We start from the raw sequence: 17,552 nt of genomic DNA on the forward strand, positions 1-17,552 counted from the left end.
GCGTCGATCGGCGCGCTGGGCTTCGGCCTGATGCAGGTGTACTTCCTGTTCTTCGTGGCGCTGCCGTCGTATCGCGGTGGCAAGCCGGCCGAAGCCAAGCCGTGGGATGGCGCCGAAGGCCTCGAGTGGACTGTGCCGAGCCCGGCGCCGTTCCATACCTTCGAGACGCCGCCGAGAGTCCATTGATCGGCGCACCGGTCAGAATGTAGTCGTGGGATGGCGGCGGCGCGCACGGTGATATCCACTGTGCCACCGCCGCCGGAAACAACGGGATCCGAAATGTCTTCGCCTCAAGAAAAAAGTTCGTCACGCGATGCGCTACGCGCCCGCAACCTGCGCACCGGTCTGATTCTCCTGACGGTCGTGGCGGTCTTCTTTATTGGCGTGATGATCAAGACGAAATTGATGGGCATGTAGGGCGCTGCTTGCGGCGCGGAAGCGGGCCCCCTTTGTAGGAAGCGGCGATGAGCGGCATGCGGCGTTTGAACCTTCGCACCTTCGGCAAGTTGTTGCTGATGGTGGCCGTGATGTTTGGCTTCGGCTACGCGATGGTGCCGTTCTACAAGGCGTTCTGCGAGTTCGTCGGCATCAATCAGTTGGGCGACAAGTCGAGCGGGATCGTTGCGCGCAACACGCAGGTCGACGAAAGCCGGCTGATCACCGTCGAGTTTGACGCCAATGCACGCGGACCGCTCACGTTTGCGCCGGCGCAGAGCAGTATGCAGGTGCATCCGGGACAGATGGCGACGATCCGATACGAGGTCGCGAATCAGCAGCCGCATAGTGTGCGTGCGCAGGCAATTCCAAGTTATGTGCCGGCGGTGGCGGCCAGTTACTTCAAGAAGATCGAGTGCTTCTGTTTCACGCAGCAGACGCTGCAGGCGGGCGAGGCGAAGGAATTTCCGGTGGTGTTCGTCATCGATGCGAACCTGCCGAAGGATGTGAAGACGATCACGCTGTCCTATACTTTTTTTGATCTCGGAAAGACGCCGCCGAACGCTGCGGCCGATGACGGGAAGGATGGGGGCGGCAATGGATGAATTCAAGGAGGCGGCCCGCCGCAAGCTGTCGTTCGGCCAGACGATCAAAGCCGTCTTCTGGTCGTTCTTCGGGGTGCGGAAAGGCCGTGATCACGACCGCGACATGGCACAGCTCAACCCTGTGCATCTGATTATCGCGGGCGGGATCGGCGGGCTTTTGTTTATCGTCGCACTGATCGTGCTGGTGAAATTGGCGATCCGCGTGGCGAGCTGAGGCGACATTCGAAAACTGGACTGAGAGTGGAGAAACAACAATGAGTGGTCAACACCAAACGGCGCCCTATTACTACGTGCCGGCGTCGTCCCGCCATCCGGTGATGTGCAGTATCGGTCTGCTGGTGGTGCTGGGCTCCGCCGCGGCTTGGGTCAATGGACAGGCGTGGGCGCCCTGGACGCTGCTCGTTGGCCTGCTCTGGACGCTGTTCGTGCTGCGCGCATGGTTCGGCGACGCGATCGTCGAGTCCGAAGGCGGCCTCTACGGCAAGCGTATCGACCTGTCGTACCGCTGGGGGATGAGCTGGTTCATCTTCTCGGAAGTCATGTTCTTCGCGGCGTTCTTCGGCGCGCTGTTCTATGCGCGAGTGCTGGCGATGCCGTGGCTTGCCGATCTCGACAACAAGCTGCTGTGGCCCAATTTCGCGGCCGCGTGGCCGAACACCGGCCCGGCCGGCGTGGTCGACGCGTTCGAGACGATGGGCCCGTGGCCGATTCCGACGCTCAACACCGCGTTGCTGCTGACCTCGGGCAGCACGCTGACGGTCTCGCACCATGCGCTGCGTGCCAACGAACGTACCAAGGCGATTTTCTGGCTGGCGCTGACGGTGGTGCTCGGTGTGGTATTCCTGGGTTTCCAGGCCTTCGAATATCACCACGCGTATTCGGAATTGAACCTGAAGCTGACTTCGGGCGTCTACGGTTCAACGTTCTTCCTGCTGACCGGCTTCCACGGTTTCCACGTAATGCTGGGCGCGATCATGCTGACGGTCATGCTGGTTCGCCTGATCAAGGGGCACTTCACGCCGGACCACCATTTCGGCTTCGAGGGCGCTGCCTGGTACTGGCACTTCGTGGACGTGGTCTGGCTCGGCCTGTACGTCGTGGTGTACTGGCTGTAGACTGCGCGGCTGCGGGCCGGTGGCTGCAGGTTGCCGGCGCGCGGGGCAAGCGTGAAGCATGACGCCAGCGCGAACGACGCCGCCGCTTCCGGCGGCGTTTTCGTTGCACAACGCCATTTCAGGATTCGTCCGATGGACGAACGTCGGCCGCTGCAGCAAGCTGGCGATGCGGGACAGGATGCGGCGTTATGCCGCAGCGGGGTAAGCGGGACGGCGCTGCGCGCATGCGGTGGGCGGATTCGCCCGATGGGCGGTTCGGTGCGGCGTTTTGCCGCACGGCATTGTTCCGGGAATCAGTACCGTATACCGGTGCTGTGAATCCAGCCCATCCAGTTTGCGAACAGGATGAACAGGAACAACGCCACCGAAAAGCCGACGCGCAGCATCAGCGAGTGTACGGCGCGGTTGGTAGTGCCCTTGTCCCGCATCATGAAGAACAGCGCGGAAGCGAGACTGCCTAGAATCAGGACGAAGGCGACGGCAACGAGGATGCGCATGATCGGTCCGAGCGGGTAAGACTGTCATTATCTCATCATCGTGGCGACCATATGTGGCGTGAACGGGCAAGGACTGGGTTGATCACGTGTTGAAAACGATTTTGCGGGGCTGTCGGCCGTGGCCGGCGCTGTTGGTGGCATCGGGCGTGGCGCTGACCGCTGCGCTCGGCTTCTGGCAGTATGGACGCGCACAGACACGGCTCGCCCATCAGGCGCGAATCGAGCGTTGGGAAGCTGCGCCCGTGGTGCCGATCGGCACCGAGCCTGTTTCGCTCGCCGACGTCGAATACCATCGGGTGCGTATTTCGGGACAGTTTCTTGGCAATCGGGTCGTTTATCTCGATAATCGCCCCCGCAATGAACAGCCCGGCTTTTATGTCGTGATGGCGCTCGAGATCTCGCCTGGACACGCAGTGCTGGTCAATCGCGGGTGGCTGCCGCGCGACCTGCGGGACCGTACGGCAATCATGCCGTATCCGACCCCCCAGGGCGCCGTGACGATCGACGGCATCGCGCAGGCCGACCCGAGCCGGGCGTTCGAGCTTGGCAACGGCTCGGTCGCCGGCACGCCCATTCGCCAGAACCTCGACGTGGCCGCCTACGCCAAGGAAACCGGGCTGGTGCTCCAGCCGTTCGTCGTCATGCAAACCAGTGCGCTGGACGATCGCCTTTTGCGCGACTGGCCGGCCCCGGCCTCGGGCGCGAACCGCAATTTCGGCTACATGGCACAGTGGTTCGCCATGTCGCTGGTGCTGGCCATCATGGGCCTGCGACTGGCCTATCGGCGCGGGCGAATGCTCGCCGCCGGATCGACGAACGCCATGAAGGAAGAAGGGACCGCATGAACCCGAACGTAACGACACCGGATGAACCGGTGAAGGACTCCGCGCAGCGCCGTAAAGCGCGGCGCATGCTGATTTTGCTGTTTGTCGTGTGCGCCGCGCCGGCGGTGGCGGCGTACCTCATGTATTACGTCTTCCGGCCGCAGGGCGGCACGTCGGCGTACGGCCAACTGATCGAGCCGCAGCGGCCGATTCCGGCCGGCCTCATGGTGCGAGACGAAAGCGGCCAGCCAGTGCCGCTCGCGCATATGAAAGGCAAATGGCTGATGCTGAGTGTCGATACGGCCGCGTGCGACGAGAAGTGCGTCAACAAGCTGTATTACATGCGGCAAATTCGCGTGTTGCAGGGCACTGAACGCACGCGGGTGGAGACCCTGTGGCTGATCACCGATGGTGCGCCGGTGCCGGCGAGGATTCACGAGGCATACGAGGAAACGAGCGAACTGCGCGCCGACCCCGTCGCGTTGGCCGCATGGCTGCCGACGCAGGCTGGCACGGGCGTGCGCGACCACATCTATCTGGTCGACCCGTTGGGCAATCTGATGATGGCGTTTCCGAAGGATCCCGAGCCGGGCAAGATCAAGAGCGATCTGGCGCGGCTGCTGAAGTGGTCGGGGACCGGCTGATCCCGCCGCGTCGGCGCGCACAATGCAACGACATGCAATGGATTGAGTTATCGATGCTTTACGTTTTGGAACTGGGCCTGATCGGCCTTGCGATCGCGGTGCTGCCGCTGACCTGGGTGCTGATCCGGCGCGACGCAAACAAATACCGCAAGCTTGCCTGGGTGACGGTCTTTCTCACGCTAGACCTCATCATGTTCGGCGGCTTCACGCGCCTGACCGATTCCGGCCTCGGCTGCCCGGATTGGCCTGGCTGCTATGGCACGTCCTCGCCTTTTGCCGCGCATCCGGAGATTCATGCTGCGCAGACGTTGCTACCGAGCGGACCGGTGACTTTCATGAAGGCATGGATCGAGATGGTCCATCGCTACTTTGCCATGGCGGTTGGCGTACTGATCATCGCGCTGATGGTGCTCGCGTGGGTCAAGCGCAAGGAATTGAAACAGTCGCCATGGCTGGCCACCGGCCTGTTCTTTCTCGTCTGCCTGCAGGGTGCGTTTGGTGCATGGACGGTCACGATGAAACTGCAGCCGGTAATTGTGACCACTCACTTGTTGCTGGCGCTGACCTTGCTCGGCTCGCTGGTGTGGCTGGCGTGCCGCCAGATGCCGCCGGGCATGGTCGCGGCCGACCCCGCTGCGACGCGCTGGCGCTGGGCGGCATTGGCCGGTCTGGGGTTACTCGTGTTCCAGATTGCACTGGGTGGCTGGGTGAGTACCAACTACGCCGTACTGGCATGCACGGACTTCCCGACGTGCCAGGGGCAATGGATTCCGCCGATGGACTTCGGTCACGGCTTCAAGCTCTGGCGCGAGTTGGGCCGCACCGCCGGCGGTGAGATCATTCCCATGGACGCCTTGGTGGCGATCCATTGGGTGCATCGCACATTCGCGGTCATGGTGGTGCTGTACCTGGGCTGGCTGGCCACGCGTTTGCGCCGCCATGCGATGCTGCGGCGACCTGCCTTATTCCTGTTTGCCCTGTTGTTCGTGCAGTTCGCCACCGGCCTGTCGAACATTGTCTTCCAATGGCCCCTGCTTAATGCGGTCGCCCATAACGGCGGGGCAGCGGTCATGCTGCTGCTGCTCGTTATGCTAAACTACCGCATTATCGCGGCCGGCCGCTTGGCCCGCCAGACGCCCGTCCCGACGCCGGACCGGGCTGCCGCTCCACTCGCTGGCGCCCCGACTGGCTCGGCGTAGCGCATTGCCAAGAGTGTATGAAAAGCACGACTCTATCTCCCATACCGGCTAGCCGTATCGCGCAGTACTGGGCGCTGACCAAGCCCCGCGTGACGCAGCTCGCCGTGTTTTGCGCCGTGATCGGCATGTTCCTGTCCACCCGCGGCATGGTGCCCTGGCAGGTGCTGATCGGCGGCACCATTGGCATCTGGCTGCTGGCCGGGGCCGCGTTTGCCGTCAATTGCCTGATCGAGCAGCGTGTCGACGCCCTCATGCGCCGGACCGCATGGCGGCCGTCCGCACGTGGCGAGATCACGCCGATACAGATCATCGTTTTTTCGACGGTGCTCGGCGCTGCCGGCATGGCCGTGCTGTACACATTCACGAACGCGCTGACCATGTGGCTCACGCTGGCCACCTTCGTCGGCTACGCGATCATTTATACGATCATCCTCAAGCCCTCCACACCGCAGAACATCGTGATCGGCGGGGCATCGGGCGCCATGCCGCCGGCCCTCGGCTGGGCTGCCGCCACGGGTGCCGTGCCCGCGGATGCCTGGATTCTCGTGCTGATCATTTTCGTGTGGACGCCGCCGCATTTCTGGGCGCTGGCGCTCTACCGCCGCCAGGATTACGTGAACTCGGGGCTGCCGATGCTGCCGATCACGCACGGCGAGAAGTACACGCGCCTTCAGATCCTGCTGTACAGCGTCGTGCTGTTCGCGGTGTCGCTGCTGCCGTTCGCGCATCGCATGAGCGGTTATGTCTACCTGGCCGCAGCCGTAGTCCTGAGCGGCATTTTCCTCGGCTACGCGTGGAAACTCTGGCGCAACTATTCCGACGAACTGTCGCGCTCGATGTTCCGTTATTCGATCGTCTATCTGTCGTTGCTGTTTGCGGCGTTGCTGATCGATCACTACGTGCAGATTTTCCTGCTCGGCTAACCTTTTCGTTCCGCTCAACATGACGCCTGCCTTCATGTGGTTGCGCCGCGCCGCTGCGCTCTTGTCCCTGACGGTGCTCGTCGCCGCATGTGGTAAGGATCAGCCGTCGTTCCAGAGTCTCGATATCACCGGCAACAAGGAATTCGCGCAGGATTTCTCGCTGCAGGATCCGCAGGGCAAGACACATACGCTGGCCGATTTCAAGGGCAAGGCCGTCGTGGTCTTCTTTGGCTACACGCATTGCCCGGATGTTTGCCCGACGACGATGGCCGAGATGAATCAGGTCATGCAGAAGCTCGGTAACGACGCGCAGAAGGTGCAGGTCATCTTCGTGACGGTCGACCCGCAACGCGATACGCCGCAACTGCTCGGCCAATACGTGCCGGCGTTCAATCCGGCGTTCCTGGGCCTGCGTCCGGCGGATGACGCCGCGTTGCAGAAGGTGACGAAGGGCTTCCGCGTGGTAGTGAACAAGGTCGAGGGCTCCACGCCCAATAACTATACGATCGACCATACCGCCGGCATCTACGTGTTCGACCCGAACGGCCAGTTGCGCCTGTTCATGCGTCCGGACCAATCAATCGACGCGATCACGCAGGATTTGAAGACGCTCGTTTCGTAACGCTTCAAGTCCCGCAATGCAAACCGGCCGCTGGCCGGTTTGTTCGTTTACGCGTGGCTTTGGGCGTACGCTTGCAGCGCGCCCTTCATCTTTTTCATCGCAGCGGCTTCGATCTGGCGGATGCGCTCGGCGGACACGCCGAATTCGTCGGCCAGTTCGTGCAGTGTCGCGGCGCCGCTGCCGTCGTCGTTGACGGAGAGCCAGCGCGCTTCGATGATGCGGCGGCTGCGCGCGTCGAGTTTGGCCAGCGCAGTCTGCAAGCCGTCGCCATGCAGATGGTCGCGCTCGCGCGCGGCGATCACGGCGGTCGGCTCCTGATGCGAGTCTGCCAGATAGGCGATCGGGGCGAAGGCGGTTTCGCCGTCGTCCGTCTGGCCTTCGAGCGCGATATCGCCGCCGGTCATGCGCGTTTCCATCTCCATGACTTCTTCGCGCTTCACGTTCAGGTCGCGTGCGACCTGATCGATCTCTTCCGGCGTGAACGCCTGCAGACTGGTTTTCTGGCTGCGCAGATTGAAGAACAGCTTGCGCTGGGCCTTGGTCGTGGCGACCTTGACCATGCGCCAGTTCTTCAATACATATTCATGAATCTCCGCCTTGATCCAGTGCATGGCATAGGATACGAGACGCACGCCTTGTGTCGGGTCGAAGCGCTTCACGGCCTTCATCAGGCCGATATTGCCTTCCTGGATCAGATCGGCGTGCGGCAGGCCGTAGCCCAGATAATTCCGGGCGATCGAGACGACAAGACGCAGGTGCGAGAGCACCAGCTGACGGGCCGCTTCGAGGTCTTCGTGTTCGCGAAAGCGTGTGGCGAGCGAACGCTCGTCTTCGGCGGAAAGCAGCGGAATCCGGTTGACGGCCTGGATATAGCTGTCGATATTGCCCAAACTGCCCGGCAGCATTGCCGACGGCGCAATTGTCAGGGCACGCGAGGTCGGCGCCGTGCCGAAAGCCGGCGTCGTCGGTTGCATGGTGGCGGCAGTAGTCAAGTCAATACTCTCCTGGTGAGCCTTTGGGAACGTATTTTAGCACTCCCCCGGCGGGAGTGCTAAAGGCCATTAGAGGGCTTGCCCCACAAGAAGTTTCCATCGGGATCGGGGTTTTCCAGCAGGGGAGAAAAGATCGGAAAAAGTCTCTGCTCAAACGTCGGCATGTTGGTGTAAATTGCATCTCAAGCCGACACACAGGGCGACGGGTGACGCAGGAGGTCAGCATGGCGGGGAAGCATATCGACGCGGTTCGTAGTCTTGAGGCAGCGCGCTTCAGCGCGATGGTCGAGGGCGACGTCGAACAACTGGATTCACTTCTCGCCGACGGCATTCACTATGTTCATTCCAACGGCAAGCGGGAAACCAAGGAGCAATTCCTCGGTGCCCTGTCGTCGGGCCGCCGCCGGTACCGTGACATCGAAATCCAGGCTCAGGAGTTGCGTCAGTTCGGCGACACGGTGGTCGTGACCGGAAAACTGTACGTCGAACTCGAAACGGCCACCGGCTCCCTGGCCTCTCAGATGACCTACACCGCGGTGCATGTGCGCGAAGCGGACGAATGGCGTCTCATCTCGTGGCAGGCCACAAGAACCGCATCTGATTCTTGACACCTGCGGAATTTCCGCGAATCGGGCGCCGATCCGGGCGGCGTGTCGCCCGAACCGGCGGTTTCGGTGTCATGCTGCCTTGGGGGTGCGATCGGGCGGCGATGCCCTGGACGAGCCCGCATGCCGGTTCAGCGCACTCGCCACGGCGCGTGCGGCTGCAAGGTGCGGGGTAGCGGCGATGCCGACGCCGAAGCCGACGGGTCCGTCGCCTACCCGAACTTCCACGTAACACGCCGTGTGCTCGGCGCCACCGCGCCGGATGGCATGGCCATGCGAACCCGTGACGAGGATCTGCCCATCGTGCCGCGCGTTGAAAGCGGCCACCACAGCGCTCACGGCGTCAACGCCGCGCCCGCGCAGGCTGATCGGCGCGCGCCGATCCGTCACTTCGATCTGGATAGCGCCGGCGGCTGCGTCGTGACGGCAATCCGTGACCTGGTAGGGCGCGTCTCCATCGAGATATTCGCGTACGAACAACGCATGGATCGCCTCGGCGGTGGCTTCCTGACCCGTTTCGTCGGTCACCGTCTGCACGGCCCGGCTGAACTCGATTTGCAGACGGCGCGGCAAAGCGATGCCGTAGCCCTGCTCAAGCAGAAAGGCCATGCCGCCCTTCCCGGACTGGCTGTTGACTCGGATGACCGCGTCGTAGCTGCGGCCGATATCGGCCGGATCGATCGGCAAATAGGGCACGTCCCAATGCGCATCGGGTTGCTGAACGGCGAAACCCTTCTTGATGGCATCTTGATGCGAGCCGGAGAACGCCGTATGCACCAGATCTCCGACGTACGGATGGCGTGGGTGCACGGGAATCTGGTTGCAGGCTTCGACGCATTGACGTACCGCGTCGATATCCGAGAAGTCGAGGCACGGGTCGACGCCTTGCGTGTACAGATTGAGTGCGAGCGTGACGAGATCGACGTTACCCGTGCGCTCGCCATTGCCGAACAGGCAGCCTTCGACGCGGTCGGCGCCGGCGAGGATGGCCAGTTCGGCGGCGGCGACGGCCGTGCCGCGGTCATTGTGCGGGTGGACCGACAGGACGATCGAATCGCGCCGCGACAGGTGCCGGTGCATCCATTCGATCTGGTCGGCGTAGATATTGGGCGTCGAGCACTCGACCGTTGCCGGCAAGTTGATGATGAGTTTGTTGTTGCGCGTAGGCTGCATGACCTCCGTCACGGCGTCGCAGACCTCTCGCGAGAATGCCAGTTCGGCGCAGCTGAAGGTCTCCGGCGAGTACTGGAAGACCCATTCCGTGTCCGGTTGTGCGGCGGCGCATTGCTTGATGAGGCGCATGCCAGAAACCGCCAGGTCCTTGGTCTCTTCGCGTGTTGCGCCAAACACGATGCGCCGCCAGGCCGGCGAGATCGGATTGTACAGATGGACAATGGCCCGGCGCGCGCCGCGCAATGCTTCGAAGGTACGGAGAATCAGGTCTTCGCGCGACTGCGTGAGCACTTCGATCGTGACGTCGTCGGGGATGCGGTTTTCGTCGATGAGCCGGCGGACGAAGTCGAAGTCGGTCTGCGACGCCGACGGGAACGCAACTTCGATCTCCTTCATGCCGATTTTCACGAGCATGTCGAAGAACTGAAGCTTGCGCTCGATGCTCATCGGTTCGATGAGGGACTGATTGCCGTCGCGCAGATCGGTGCTCATCCAGATGGGCGCTTTCGTGATCGTGCGGTTCGGCCACGCGCGGTTGGACAGGGCGACGGTTTGGGACGGACGGTATTTTTCAGCCGGATTGCGCAACATCGTGAAGCTCCTTGTTGGATTTTTTCAAAGGTCGACGTGGCGAAAGGCGGCCGGACTGCCACTGAGGCTATGGGCCTGCGTTACTCGAGGCCCGGCCGCCGATCGGTAGCGGTAGCGGCAGCGATAGCGGCACCGCGAGCACGCGCGCCGCCGCAACGCGGGCAGCGCTGGCTTGCGTACGGGCGAAAGGCTGAAAAATTGCCATGGGTCGATACCTTCCTGGGTCAAGGGGGGTGACGGCGTTTCACGATGGCGCCTGGAACGAAAGCAGGGCAGCATGCGGCTACGTCGGCGTCACGGTGAGCCTGTCATGCAACGGCTCGGGGTACTGCGGGAACTACAGAATTCGGAGAATTGCGACGGAACTCAACGCGTTAGCAGGCGTAGGTGTCGCGCCGCGGCCGGTAGGGCAGCGGAAGATAGCGATAGCAGGAGGGTGGTCGAATGCACGGTAGGCATGGCGACGACTATAGCGGCCGGGCGCGGCCGCTGTCAAGTCGGGGTGGGGATGGCGCTTTCGGGCGGCGGTGCTTGACCACCGCCGCTGAGTCCGTGATGTGGGGCGGGCGCGCCGGACGCGCCTTAAGCGCTCGCCTGCGGCAGGCCGAGCGCTGAGCGAATGCCGGCGACTTGCCGGGCGATCGGCAAGGGCACGGCCGTGTTGCCGGCCAGGACGGATTCGATCCAGCGGGCGGTGCTGTCTGCGTCGGCCGCGGGGAGATCGGGGGGCGTGCCAACGGCGCCTTCATCGGCCGCGACGAGCGTGGTCTGTTTCCCCTCGCAGAAGGCATCGATGGCGGTCTGGCGACGTGCGTCGGCGACCGGCTCGCCCTCCGTGCCGCGTGCCAGCAACACGCCGGGTGCAGGGGAGTCGACGGGGTCGGAGAACATGGCCGTCAGGGTTTCGCGGTATTCCGGGTGGGTGTAATTGAACAAGCGCAGCGCCGGGCTGGCAAACGGTTGCAGGAGCTTGACGACGGTATGCCCGGAATTGCGAACGCCCAGCACGGCGCGCATTTCGAGCAGGCGTTCGAGCGGCGGCGAGATGGCGTTAAGCGGCAGGTAGGCGACACGCCGGTCGCGCAGCGCCGTTTCGGCTTCGGCGCCGCTCTGGCAGGCGGGGTGGCCGAGTGCGGCGAAAATCGCCTGGGTGCCAACGCGATGCGTGCCACTGTGGTGCTGGCCGTGGACAAGCGCCGGAATGCCGTCGCGCGCCAGCAGCAGGGCCAGCAGCGGGGTGAGGTTCGGCTGCTTGCGCGCGCCGTTGTAGCTGGGCAACACAACGGGCGGCGGCGCGTCGGCCGGGGCGTTCAGCGGCGTAAACGTCGCGTGGGCGGCGGCAAGCATGGCGCGCAGCTCAACCGGCGTTTCGCCCTTGATACGATAGGCAATCAGCACGCCGCCCAGCTCGGCCGGGCCGACGCGGTCCGCGAGAATCGCGTCGAACAGGGCGCGGGTCTCGTCCTCGGACAGTGGGCGAGCGCCCTTGGCGCCACGAGCGATGGTTTTGAGCAGCGGCGCACAGGCAAAGGAGTCGGCGGCGGTCATGGCGTATCGGTGCCGTAAAAGCTCCATCATACGCAATCGGCGTTCGCCTGTGCGCTGCGTTGCAGTACCATGACGGGTTTCGGCCCGCTGTGGTGCTTCGGGCGACAGGCGCGTGCGAGGCATGCCTGGCGTACGCGGCGGCGATGGACCGTGGGCGAGGCCCCCAACCAACGGTGATCGAGGATTCTCATGTATCAGCTGTATAGCTACTTCCGCAGTTCCGCCGCGTATCGCGTGCGCATCGCCCTGAATCTGAAGGGGCTCGACTACGACATTATTCCGGTGCACCTGGTGCGTGACGGCGGCCAGCAACTGAAGCCCGAGTATCAGGCGCTGAACCCGGACTCGCTGGTGCCGACGTTCGTCGACGGCGACGAGGTCATGAACCAGTCGATGGCGATCATCGAGTATCTGGACGAGGTTCACCCCGAACTGGCGCTGCTGCCTGCCGACGCGCTGGGCCGGGCACGGGTGCGCGCGCTGGCGCAGAGCATTGCGTGCGAGATTCATCCGCTGAACAATCTACGCGTGTTGCGCTACCTCAAGCACGACATGAAGGTGTCGGAGGAGGCGAAGAACGCGTGGTACGTGCACTGGATCGAGCAAGGTTTCACGGCATTCGAGAAGCGTCTTGCGGCGCAAGGGCAGCCGGGCAAGTTCTGCTATGGCGATACGCCGACGATGGCCGATTGCTGCCTGATACCGCAGGTTTACAACGCTGAACGCTTCAACGTCGATTTGACGCCATTTCCGCGCATCGCAGTAATCAATGCACATTGCCTGTCGCTCGACGCATTCGCGAAAGCCGCGCCGGGCGCGCAGCCGGATGCCGAGTAAGCGGGCAGGAAGGACCTCGCGCACGACGGCTGCGCGGGGTTCGGCATGATCGACGCCGCTTACTGGAAGGGCATGGCACTCGGCGCGAGCCTGATCATGGCGATCGGCGCGCAGAATGCGTTTGTCCTGCGACAAGGCATTCTGCAGCGGCATGTCGGCATCGTCGTGGCAGTTTGCGCCATTTGCGATATGGTGCTGATCGCCGCCGGCGTGGCCGGCATGGGCAGCCTTGTGGCCGCCTATCCGCGCTTTCTGGCAGCCGTGACCTGGGGCGGGGCGGCGTTCCTGTTCTGGTATGGGCTTCGCGCCTGGCGTGCCGCTTTTGACGGCATGGGTGTGTTGAAGGCCGACGGCAGTGCGGCCGCGGCGAAAGCGGATTCGAGCTGGCAACGGACGCTGTTGCTCGTGGTCATGCTGTCAATGCTCAACCCGCATGTCTATCTCGATACGGTGATCCTGCTCGGCGGGTTGGGCGCCGCTCAACCCTGGCCGGGGAATCTTTGGTTTGCCGCGGGGGCGATGACGGCTTCCGCCCTTTGGTTCTGCGGTCTCGGGTACGGCGCGCGGCTGGTGGCGCCGCTGTTCGCCCGGCCGCGTGCATGGCAGATTCTCGACGGGATCGTCGGCACGATGATGTGGACGCTTGCGGCCGGGTTGGTGTTTCAGCGCGCTTCGCTGGGGTAATGCGGGTATTACCCCAGCAGCGCGTCGGCAAACTCTTTCGCTGAAAACGGCTGCAGGTCCTCGACTTTCTCGCCGACACCAATGAAATACACCGGCACGGGGCGTTGACGCGCAATCGCCGCCAGGATGCCGCCCTTGGCCGTGCCATCGAGCTTCGTTACGATCAGGCCGGTCAGCGAGAGGGCGTCGTCGAATGCCTTGACCTGGGCAAGCGCGTTTTGTCCGGTATTGGCGTCGATGACGAGCAAGACCTCGTGTGGCGCGCCGTCCGCTGCCTTGGCCAGCACGCGCTTGATCTTTCGCAACTCCTCCATCAAGTGCAGCTGTGTCGGCAAACGGCCGGCGGTGTCGGCCATCACGATGTCGATTTTGCGTGCCCGCGCCGCATTGACAGCGTCGAACACCACGGCTGCCGGATCGCCGCTCTCCTGCGCGACCACCGCAACGTTGTTGCGCTCGCCCCAGATTGCCAACTGTTCGCGCGCCGCCGCACGGAACGTGTCGCCCGCCGCCAGCAACACCGATTGATCGTACTCCTGGAAGTGCTTGGCCAGCTTGCCGATGCTCGTGGTCTTGCCGGCGCCGTTGACACCCGCGATCATAACGACCAGCGGCTGCTCGCGGCCCAACACCAGGCTTTGCTCCAATGGCCGCAGCAACTCGACCAGCAAGTCATGCAGCGCGCGTTTGACCTGCTCGCCTTCCGTCAAACGTTCTGCCTTGACCTTCTTGCGCAAAGCTTCGATCAGGTAGAGCGTCGCTTCAACGCCCGCGTCGCTCATCAGTAATGCGCTTTCGAGTTCTTCGAACAGGTTTTCGTCGACCTTCACACCGACAAAGATGCCCGTCAGGCCGGCGCTCGTCTTGGACAGGCCCGATTTCAGGCGGGTCAGCCACGAACGCTTCGCGGCTGGCGCCGGCGCAGGTGCCGCCACGATCTCGCCAATGGTCTCGCCACGGTCGTCCTTCACCTCGATCGGCGCCGCCAACGGTTCGGATGCCGCTTCGAGGGCCGCTTCTGCCTCGGCCCCAACCGCAGCGACGACGGCTGGCGTCCGAGCCGGTTGGGCGATTTCGGGCATTTCCCCGGAAATGTCCGATTCGACCCGCGCAGGTGCCGGTGCCGGGGCAAACGCCTCCGCAGGCCCGCGTGCGACGGCTTCGGATGTGCCCAAGGCCCGTGATTCGGGCGGTTCGGCCTGTGGCGCGGGGCTCGGCTCGGTCGGCGCGGCGTTACCGGATTTGAAGCGTTTGAAAAAACTGAACATGAGGCGAAGAACTCGAGGTGGGGCGCGTGGTCAGTAAACGGTCCGAAAACGCCATACAATGGCAAACCGACATTTCCGACGCGGGAAATGCGGCGTATTTTATCAGACGCGTATCGACGTCCGTCACGGGCGAAAGGGGAACCATGCGCTGGCTTCATGCCTTGGCTGGACTGACGTTGGCTGCAGCCGTGACCTTGGGTCACGCCGCCGACGCCGGTCGCAGCGGTACCATCGACAATACCTCGGAATTCACGCTGGCCAACGGCCTGCGCCTGATTGTCCGTGAAGATCATCGTGCCCCGACCGTGGCGCACATGGTATGGTATCGCGCCGGCTCGATCGACGAATTCAACGGCACCACCGGTGTCGCGCACGCGCTCGAACACATGATGTTCAAAGGCACGAAAACCGTCGGTCCCGGAGAGTTCTCGCGCCGTGTGGCCGCGCTGGGTGGCCGCGAAAACGCTTTCACGAGCAAGGATTACACCGGCTTTTTCGAGCAGACGGAAAAGTCGCGCCTGCCCGACATGATGAAGCTCGACGCCGACCGCATGCAGAACCTGCAGTTGACGGCCGAGGAATTCAAGAAGGAAATCCAGGTAGTCATGGAAGAGCGCCGGCTTCGTACCGACGACCAGCCGCGCGCGTTGCTCGATGAACAGTTGATGGCCACGGCGCTCGTTGCGAATCCCTACCGCCGCCCGATCGTCGGCTGGATGAACGACCTCCAGCACATGACCGTCGACGATACCAAAGTCTGGTATCAGCGCTGGTATGCGCCGAATAACGCCGTCGTCGTCGTGAGCGGCGATGTCGATCCGAAACAGGTGAAGGCCTGGGCCGAGCAGTACTATGGCCCGATTCCCGGCCACGCACTGCCGGAACGCCGGCCGCAAGAGGAACCCGCGCAGACCGGCGTTCGCCGTGTCAGCGTGAAGGCGCCCGCGGAGCTACCGTATCTCGTCATGGCCTACCGTGCCCCGCAACTCCACGATGTGCAAAAAGACGACGATGTCTATGCGCTGCAAGTACTCGCAGCCGCGCTCGATGGCTACAGCAACGCGCGGCTGAGCCGCCATCTGGTGCGCGAACAACGCATCGCCAATGAAGCCGGCGCCAGCTACGACGGCCTCGGACGCGGCCCGCAATTCTTCATACTCCAGGGCGTGCCCGCCACCGGAAAATCGCCGGCAGCACTGGAACAAGCGCTGCGCGGACAGATCGCCGAGATTGCCACGCATGGCGTTACGGCTGATGAACTGAAGCGCGTCAAGGCGCAAGTCGTCGCATCGCAAATCTACAAGCGCGATTCAGTCTTCGGACAGGCGATGGAAATCGGCCTGAATGAAATGTCAGGAATTTCCTGGCGCGATATCGACCCGATGCTCGACAAGTTCAAGGCAGTGACGCCCGCGCAGGTGCGAGCCGTGGCGAAGAAGTATTTCAGCGACGATCAACTGACTGTCGCTACGCTCGTGCCGCAGCCGGTCGACGCGCAAACGCTGAAACGGCGCGCACAAGGCGCCGAAGACCTCAAGAACATGCGCTAAGGGGATTCGAATCCAATGAAAATTGCCGCACTCTTTCGCGTGATCGCCGCGCCGGCCTGGGCCACAGTGGTCGCCCTTTCCGCCATTGCCACGCCTGCGCATGCAGCGCTGCCGATCCAGCAGTGGACCGCCCCGTCCGGCGCCAAGGTGATGTTCGTGGAAAGCCGCTCGATCCCGATGCTCGACATCAACATCGATTTCGACGCCGGCAGCCGCTACGATCCGCCGGGCCGTGACGGCCTCGCCGCCGTTACGGCCGATCTGCTCGACGCCGGTGCGCTGGCCGCCGGCGGCCAGCCCGGGCTGAATGAAGCGCAGATTGCCGACCGCTTCGCCGACGTCGGGGCAATGTCTTCCACGTCTGCCGGGCGCGATGCCGCCACCGTTACGATCCGCACGCTGTCCGCTGCGCCGGAACGCCAGGCGGCGCTCGCAGCGCTTGCGCAGTTCCTGCAGCATCCGGCGTTTCCCGAGGCGGTGCTCAAGCGCGAGAAGTCTCGCCTGATCGCCAGCATCGCGGAAGCGGACACGAAGCCGGAAGTCATCGCGCAAAAGGCGTTTCGCCGCGCCATGTATGGCAGCCATCCGTATGGGGCCAGTGCCACGGCGAAGAGCGTCGGATCGCTCACGCGCGACGACCTGGTGGCGTTCTATCGCAAGACCTACAGCCCGCGCCGTGCGGTCGTCACGCTGGTCGGCGACATCGATCGCGCCGAGGCCGAGCGGATCGTCGCGCAGTTGACTGCCGGCCTGCCCACCGGTTCGCCGCCGCCGGCGATGCCCCCCGTCGCAAAGCTCGCCAACGCCGTGCAGATCGATCTGCCGCATCCGGCCGAGCAAGCGCATATCCTCATCGGCCAACCGGCCATCGAACGCGCCGATCCCGATTATTTCCCGTTGCTGGTCGGCAACTACGTCCTCGGCGGCGGTGGATTCGTGTCGCGTCTGACGAGCGAGGTGCGGGAAAAGCGCGGACTGACGTACGGCGTCACCAGCTATTTCATGCCGCAACTGCAGCCGGGACCGTTCGAGATCGGCCTGCAAACGCGTCGCGAACAGGCACCCGAAGCGCTCAAGGTGGTCCGCGCCACGCTCGACAAGTTCGTCGCGGAGGGCCCGACCGACAGCGAACTCAAGGCGGCCAAGGACAATCTCGTCAATGGCTTTCCGCTGCGGCTCGACAGCAACCGGAAATTGCTCGCGAACGTTGCCGCGATCGGCTTCTATGGCTTGCCGCTGAATTATCTCGACACCTGGACGGAGAAGGTGACGGCCGTGACGGTCGCCGATATTCGCGCCGCATTCGCGCGTCATCTCCAGCCGGACCGGATGGTCACGGTTGTGGTTGGGCCGGGCGACGTATTCAAGGCCGTGTCGCGGTAGGCGCTACGCGCATCGTGCAAAACGGGCGGCGCCTGAATTCGGCGCCGCCCGTTTTTG

The 17,552-nt window shown here is 63.6% G+C and carries 19 protein-coding genes and 1 pseudogene; 15 read left to right on the top strand and 5 right to left on the bottom strand.

Going from position 1 to position 17,552, the window contains the following annotated elements:
• The 5 genes and pseudogenes from PTE30175_RS26055 to PTE30175_RS26070 all read left to right on the top strand — a co-directional run.
• Positions 1-186, top strand: a pseudogene (locus PTE30175_RS26055) (cytochrome c oxidase subunit I); the annotation flags it as partial.
• Between the two features lie 93 nt (positions 187-279).
• Positions 280-417 (top strand): cytochrome oxidase small assembly protein, encoded by a 138-nt coding sequence (locus tag PTE30175_RS28380; protein ID WP_191629228.1) that lies wholly within the window; start codon positions 280-282, stop codon positions 415-417.
• Positions 418-464: 47 nt separating this feature from the next.
• Entirely contained in the window at positions 465-1,040 is a 576-nt protein-coding gene (locus PTE30175_RS26060) for a cytochrome c oxidase assembly protein (RefSeq protein ID WP_150699977.1), read from the top strand.
• Positions 1,033-1,254: a DUF2970 domain-containing protein gene (locus tag PTE30175_RS26065; protein WP_150699978.1), complete on the top strand. Its 222-nt coding sequence runs from the start codon at positions 1,033-1,035 to the stop codon at positions 1,252-1,254. Before PTE30175_RS26060 ends, PTE30175_RS26065 begins: the two co-directional genes overlap by 8 nt.
• A 40-nt stretch (positions 1,255-1,294) precedes the next feature.
• The gene (locus PTE30175_RS26070) at positions 1,295-2,155 is read left to right on the top strand and encodes a cytochrome c oxidase subunit 3 (RefSeq protein WP_150699979.1); all 861 of its coding nucleotides are present in this window, start codon (positions 1,295-1,297) and stop codon (positions 2,153-2,155) included.
• 293 nt (positions 2,156-2,448) lie between these two features.
• Here PTE30175_RS26070 and PTE30175_RS26075 read toward each other — a convergent pair whose 3' ends face one another.
• Positions 2,449-2,652 (bottom strand): twin transmembrane helix small protein, encoded by a 204-nt coding sequence (locus PTE30175_RS26075; protein ID WP_150699980.1) that lies wholly within the window; start codon positions 2,650-2,652, stop codon positions 2,449-2,451.
• Positions 2,653-2,738: 86 nt separating this feature from the next.
• On the opposite strand from PTE30175_RS26075, the gene PTE30175_RS26080 reads away from it, so the two are divergent.
• The 5 genes from PTE30175_RS26080 to PTE30175_RS26100 are packed head-to-tail and all read left to right on the top strand — an operon-like array spanning position 2,739 to position 6,864.
• Positions 2,739-3,497, top strand: a complete 759-nt coding sequence (locus PTE30175_RS26080) for an SURF1 family protein (protein ID WP_224788986.1) — start codon at positions 2,739-2,741, stop codon at positions 3,495-3,497.
• Positions 3,494-4,120 carry an SCO family protein gene (locus PTE30175_RS26085; protein ID WP_150699981.1) on the top strand — a complete coding sequence of 209 codons (627 nt, stop codon included), beginning with the start codon at positions 3,494-3,496 and terminating at the stop codon, positions 4,118-4,120. The genes PTE30175_RS26080 and PTE30175_RS26085 overlap by 4 nt, the downstream gene beginning before the upstream one ends.
• Before the next feature lie 53 nt (positions 4,121-4,173).
• The gene (locus tag PTE30175_RS26090; protein ID WP_150699982.1) at positions 4,174-5,319 is read left to right on the top strand and encodes a COX15/CtaA family protein; all 1,146 of its coding nucleotides are present in this window, start codon (positions 4,174-4,176) and stop codon (positions 5,317-5,319) included.
• Positions 5,320-5,336: 17 nt separating this feature from the next.
• Positions 5,337-6,242, top strand: a complete 906-nt coding sequence (cyoE, locus tag PTE30175_RS26095) for a heme o synthase (protein ID WP_150699983.1) — start codon at positions 5,337-5,339, stop codon at positions 6,240-6,242.
• A gap of 19 nt (positions 6,243-6,261) precedes the next feature.
• Entirely contained in the window at positions 6,262-6,864 is a 603-nt protein-coding gene (locus PTE30175_RS26100) for an SCO family protein (protein WP_150699984.1), read from the top strand.
• A 47-nt stretch (positions 6,865-6,911) separates the two neighbouring features.
• Here the strand turns inward: PTE30175_RS26100 and rpoH are convergent, their stop codons facing one another.
• Positions 6,912-7,838: an RNA polymerase sigma factor RpoH gene (gene rpoH / locus PTE30175_RS26105; RefSeq protein ID WP_150700022.1), complete on the bottom strand. Its 927-nt coding sequence runs from the start codon at positions 7,836-7,838 to the stop codon at positions 6,912-6,914.
• A gap of 242 nt (positions 7,839-8,080) precedes the next feature.
• Between rpoH and PTE30175_RS26110 the strand changes: the two genes are divergently transcribed.
• Positions 8,081-8,464, top strand: a complete 384-nt coding sequence (locus PTE30175_RS26110) for a nuclear transport factor 2 family protein (RefSeq protein WP_150699985.1) — start codon at positions 8,081-8,083, stop codon at positions 8,462-8,464.
• A gap of 69 nt (positions 8,465-8,533) precedes the next feature.
• Here PTE30175_RS26110 and leuA read toward each other — a convergent pair whose 3' ends face one another.
• Entirely contained in the window at positions 8,534-10,225 is a 1,692-nt protein-coding gene (leuA, locus tag PTE30175_RS26115) for a 2-isopropylmalate synthase (RefSeq protein WP_150699986.1), read from the bottom strand.
• Between the two features lie 582 nt (positions 10,226-10,807).
• Complete coding sequence (gene ybiB, locus PTE30175_RS26120) at positions 10,808-11,773, bottom strand: DNA-binding protein YbiB (RefSeq protein WP_150699987.1); 966 nt, start codon at positions 11,771-11,773, stop codon at positions 10,808-10,810.
• A gap of 189 nt (positions 11,774-11,962) precedes the next feature.
• Here ybiB and maiA point away from each other — a divergent pair, with 189 nt between their 5' ends.
• Positions 11,963-12,610, top strand: a complete 648-nt coding sequence (gene maiA, locus PTE30175_RS26125; RefSeq protein ID WP_150699988.1) for a maleylacetoacetate isomerase — start codon at positions 11,963-11,965, stop codon at positions 12,608-12,610.
• Between the two features lie 45 nt (positions 12,611-12,655).
• On the top strand, positions 12,656-13,294 hold the full coding sequence (locus tag PTE30175_RS26130) for a LysE/ArgO family amino acid transporter (protein ID WP_150699989.1): 639 nt from the start codon (positions 12,656-12,658) through the stop codon (positions 13,292-13,294).
• Between the two features lie 8 nt (positions 13,295-13,302).
• Here PTE30175_RS26130 and ftsY read toward each other — a convergent pair whose 3' ends face one another.
• Positions 13,303-14,562, bottom strand: coding sequence for a signal recognition particle-docking protein FtsY (ftsY, locus tag PTE30175_RS26135; RefSeq protein ID WP_150699990.1), 1,260 nt, complete (start codon positions 14,560-14,562; stop codon positions 13,303-13,305).
• Between the two features lie 143 nt (positions 14,563-14,705).
• Between ftsY and PTE30175_RS26140 the strand changes: the two genes are divergently transcribed.
• Both PTE30175_RS26140 and PTE30175_RS26145 read left to right on the top strand, forming a co-directional pair.
• Positions 14,706-16,112, top strand: a complete 1,407-nt coding sequence (locus tag PTE30175_RS26140; protein WP_150699991.1) for a M16 family metallopeptidase — start codon at positions 14,706-14,708, stop codon at positions 16,110-16,112.
• Between the two features lie 15 nt (positions 16,113-16,127).
• Complete coding sequence (locus PTE30175_RS26145; protein WP_150699992.1) at positions 16,128-17,495, top strand: M16 family metallopeptidase; 1,368 nt, start codon at positions 16,128-16,130, stop codon at positions 17,493-17,495.
• Positions 17,496-17,552 lie beyond the last annotated feature (57 nt).

It is taken from the genome of Pandoraea terrae (genome assembly GCF_902459695.1).
GTDB classification, from domain to species: domain Bacteria; phylum Pseudomonadota; class Gammaproteobacteria; order Burkholderiales; family Burkholderiaceae; genus Pandoraea; species Pandoraea terrae.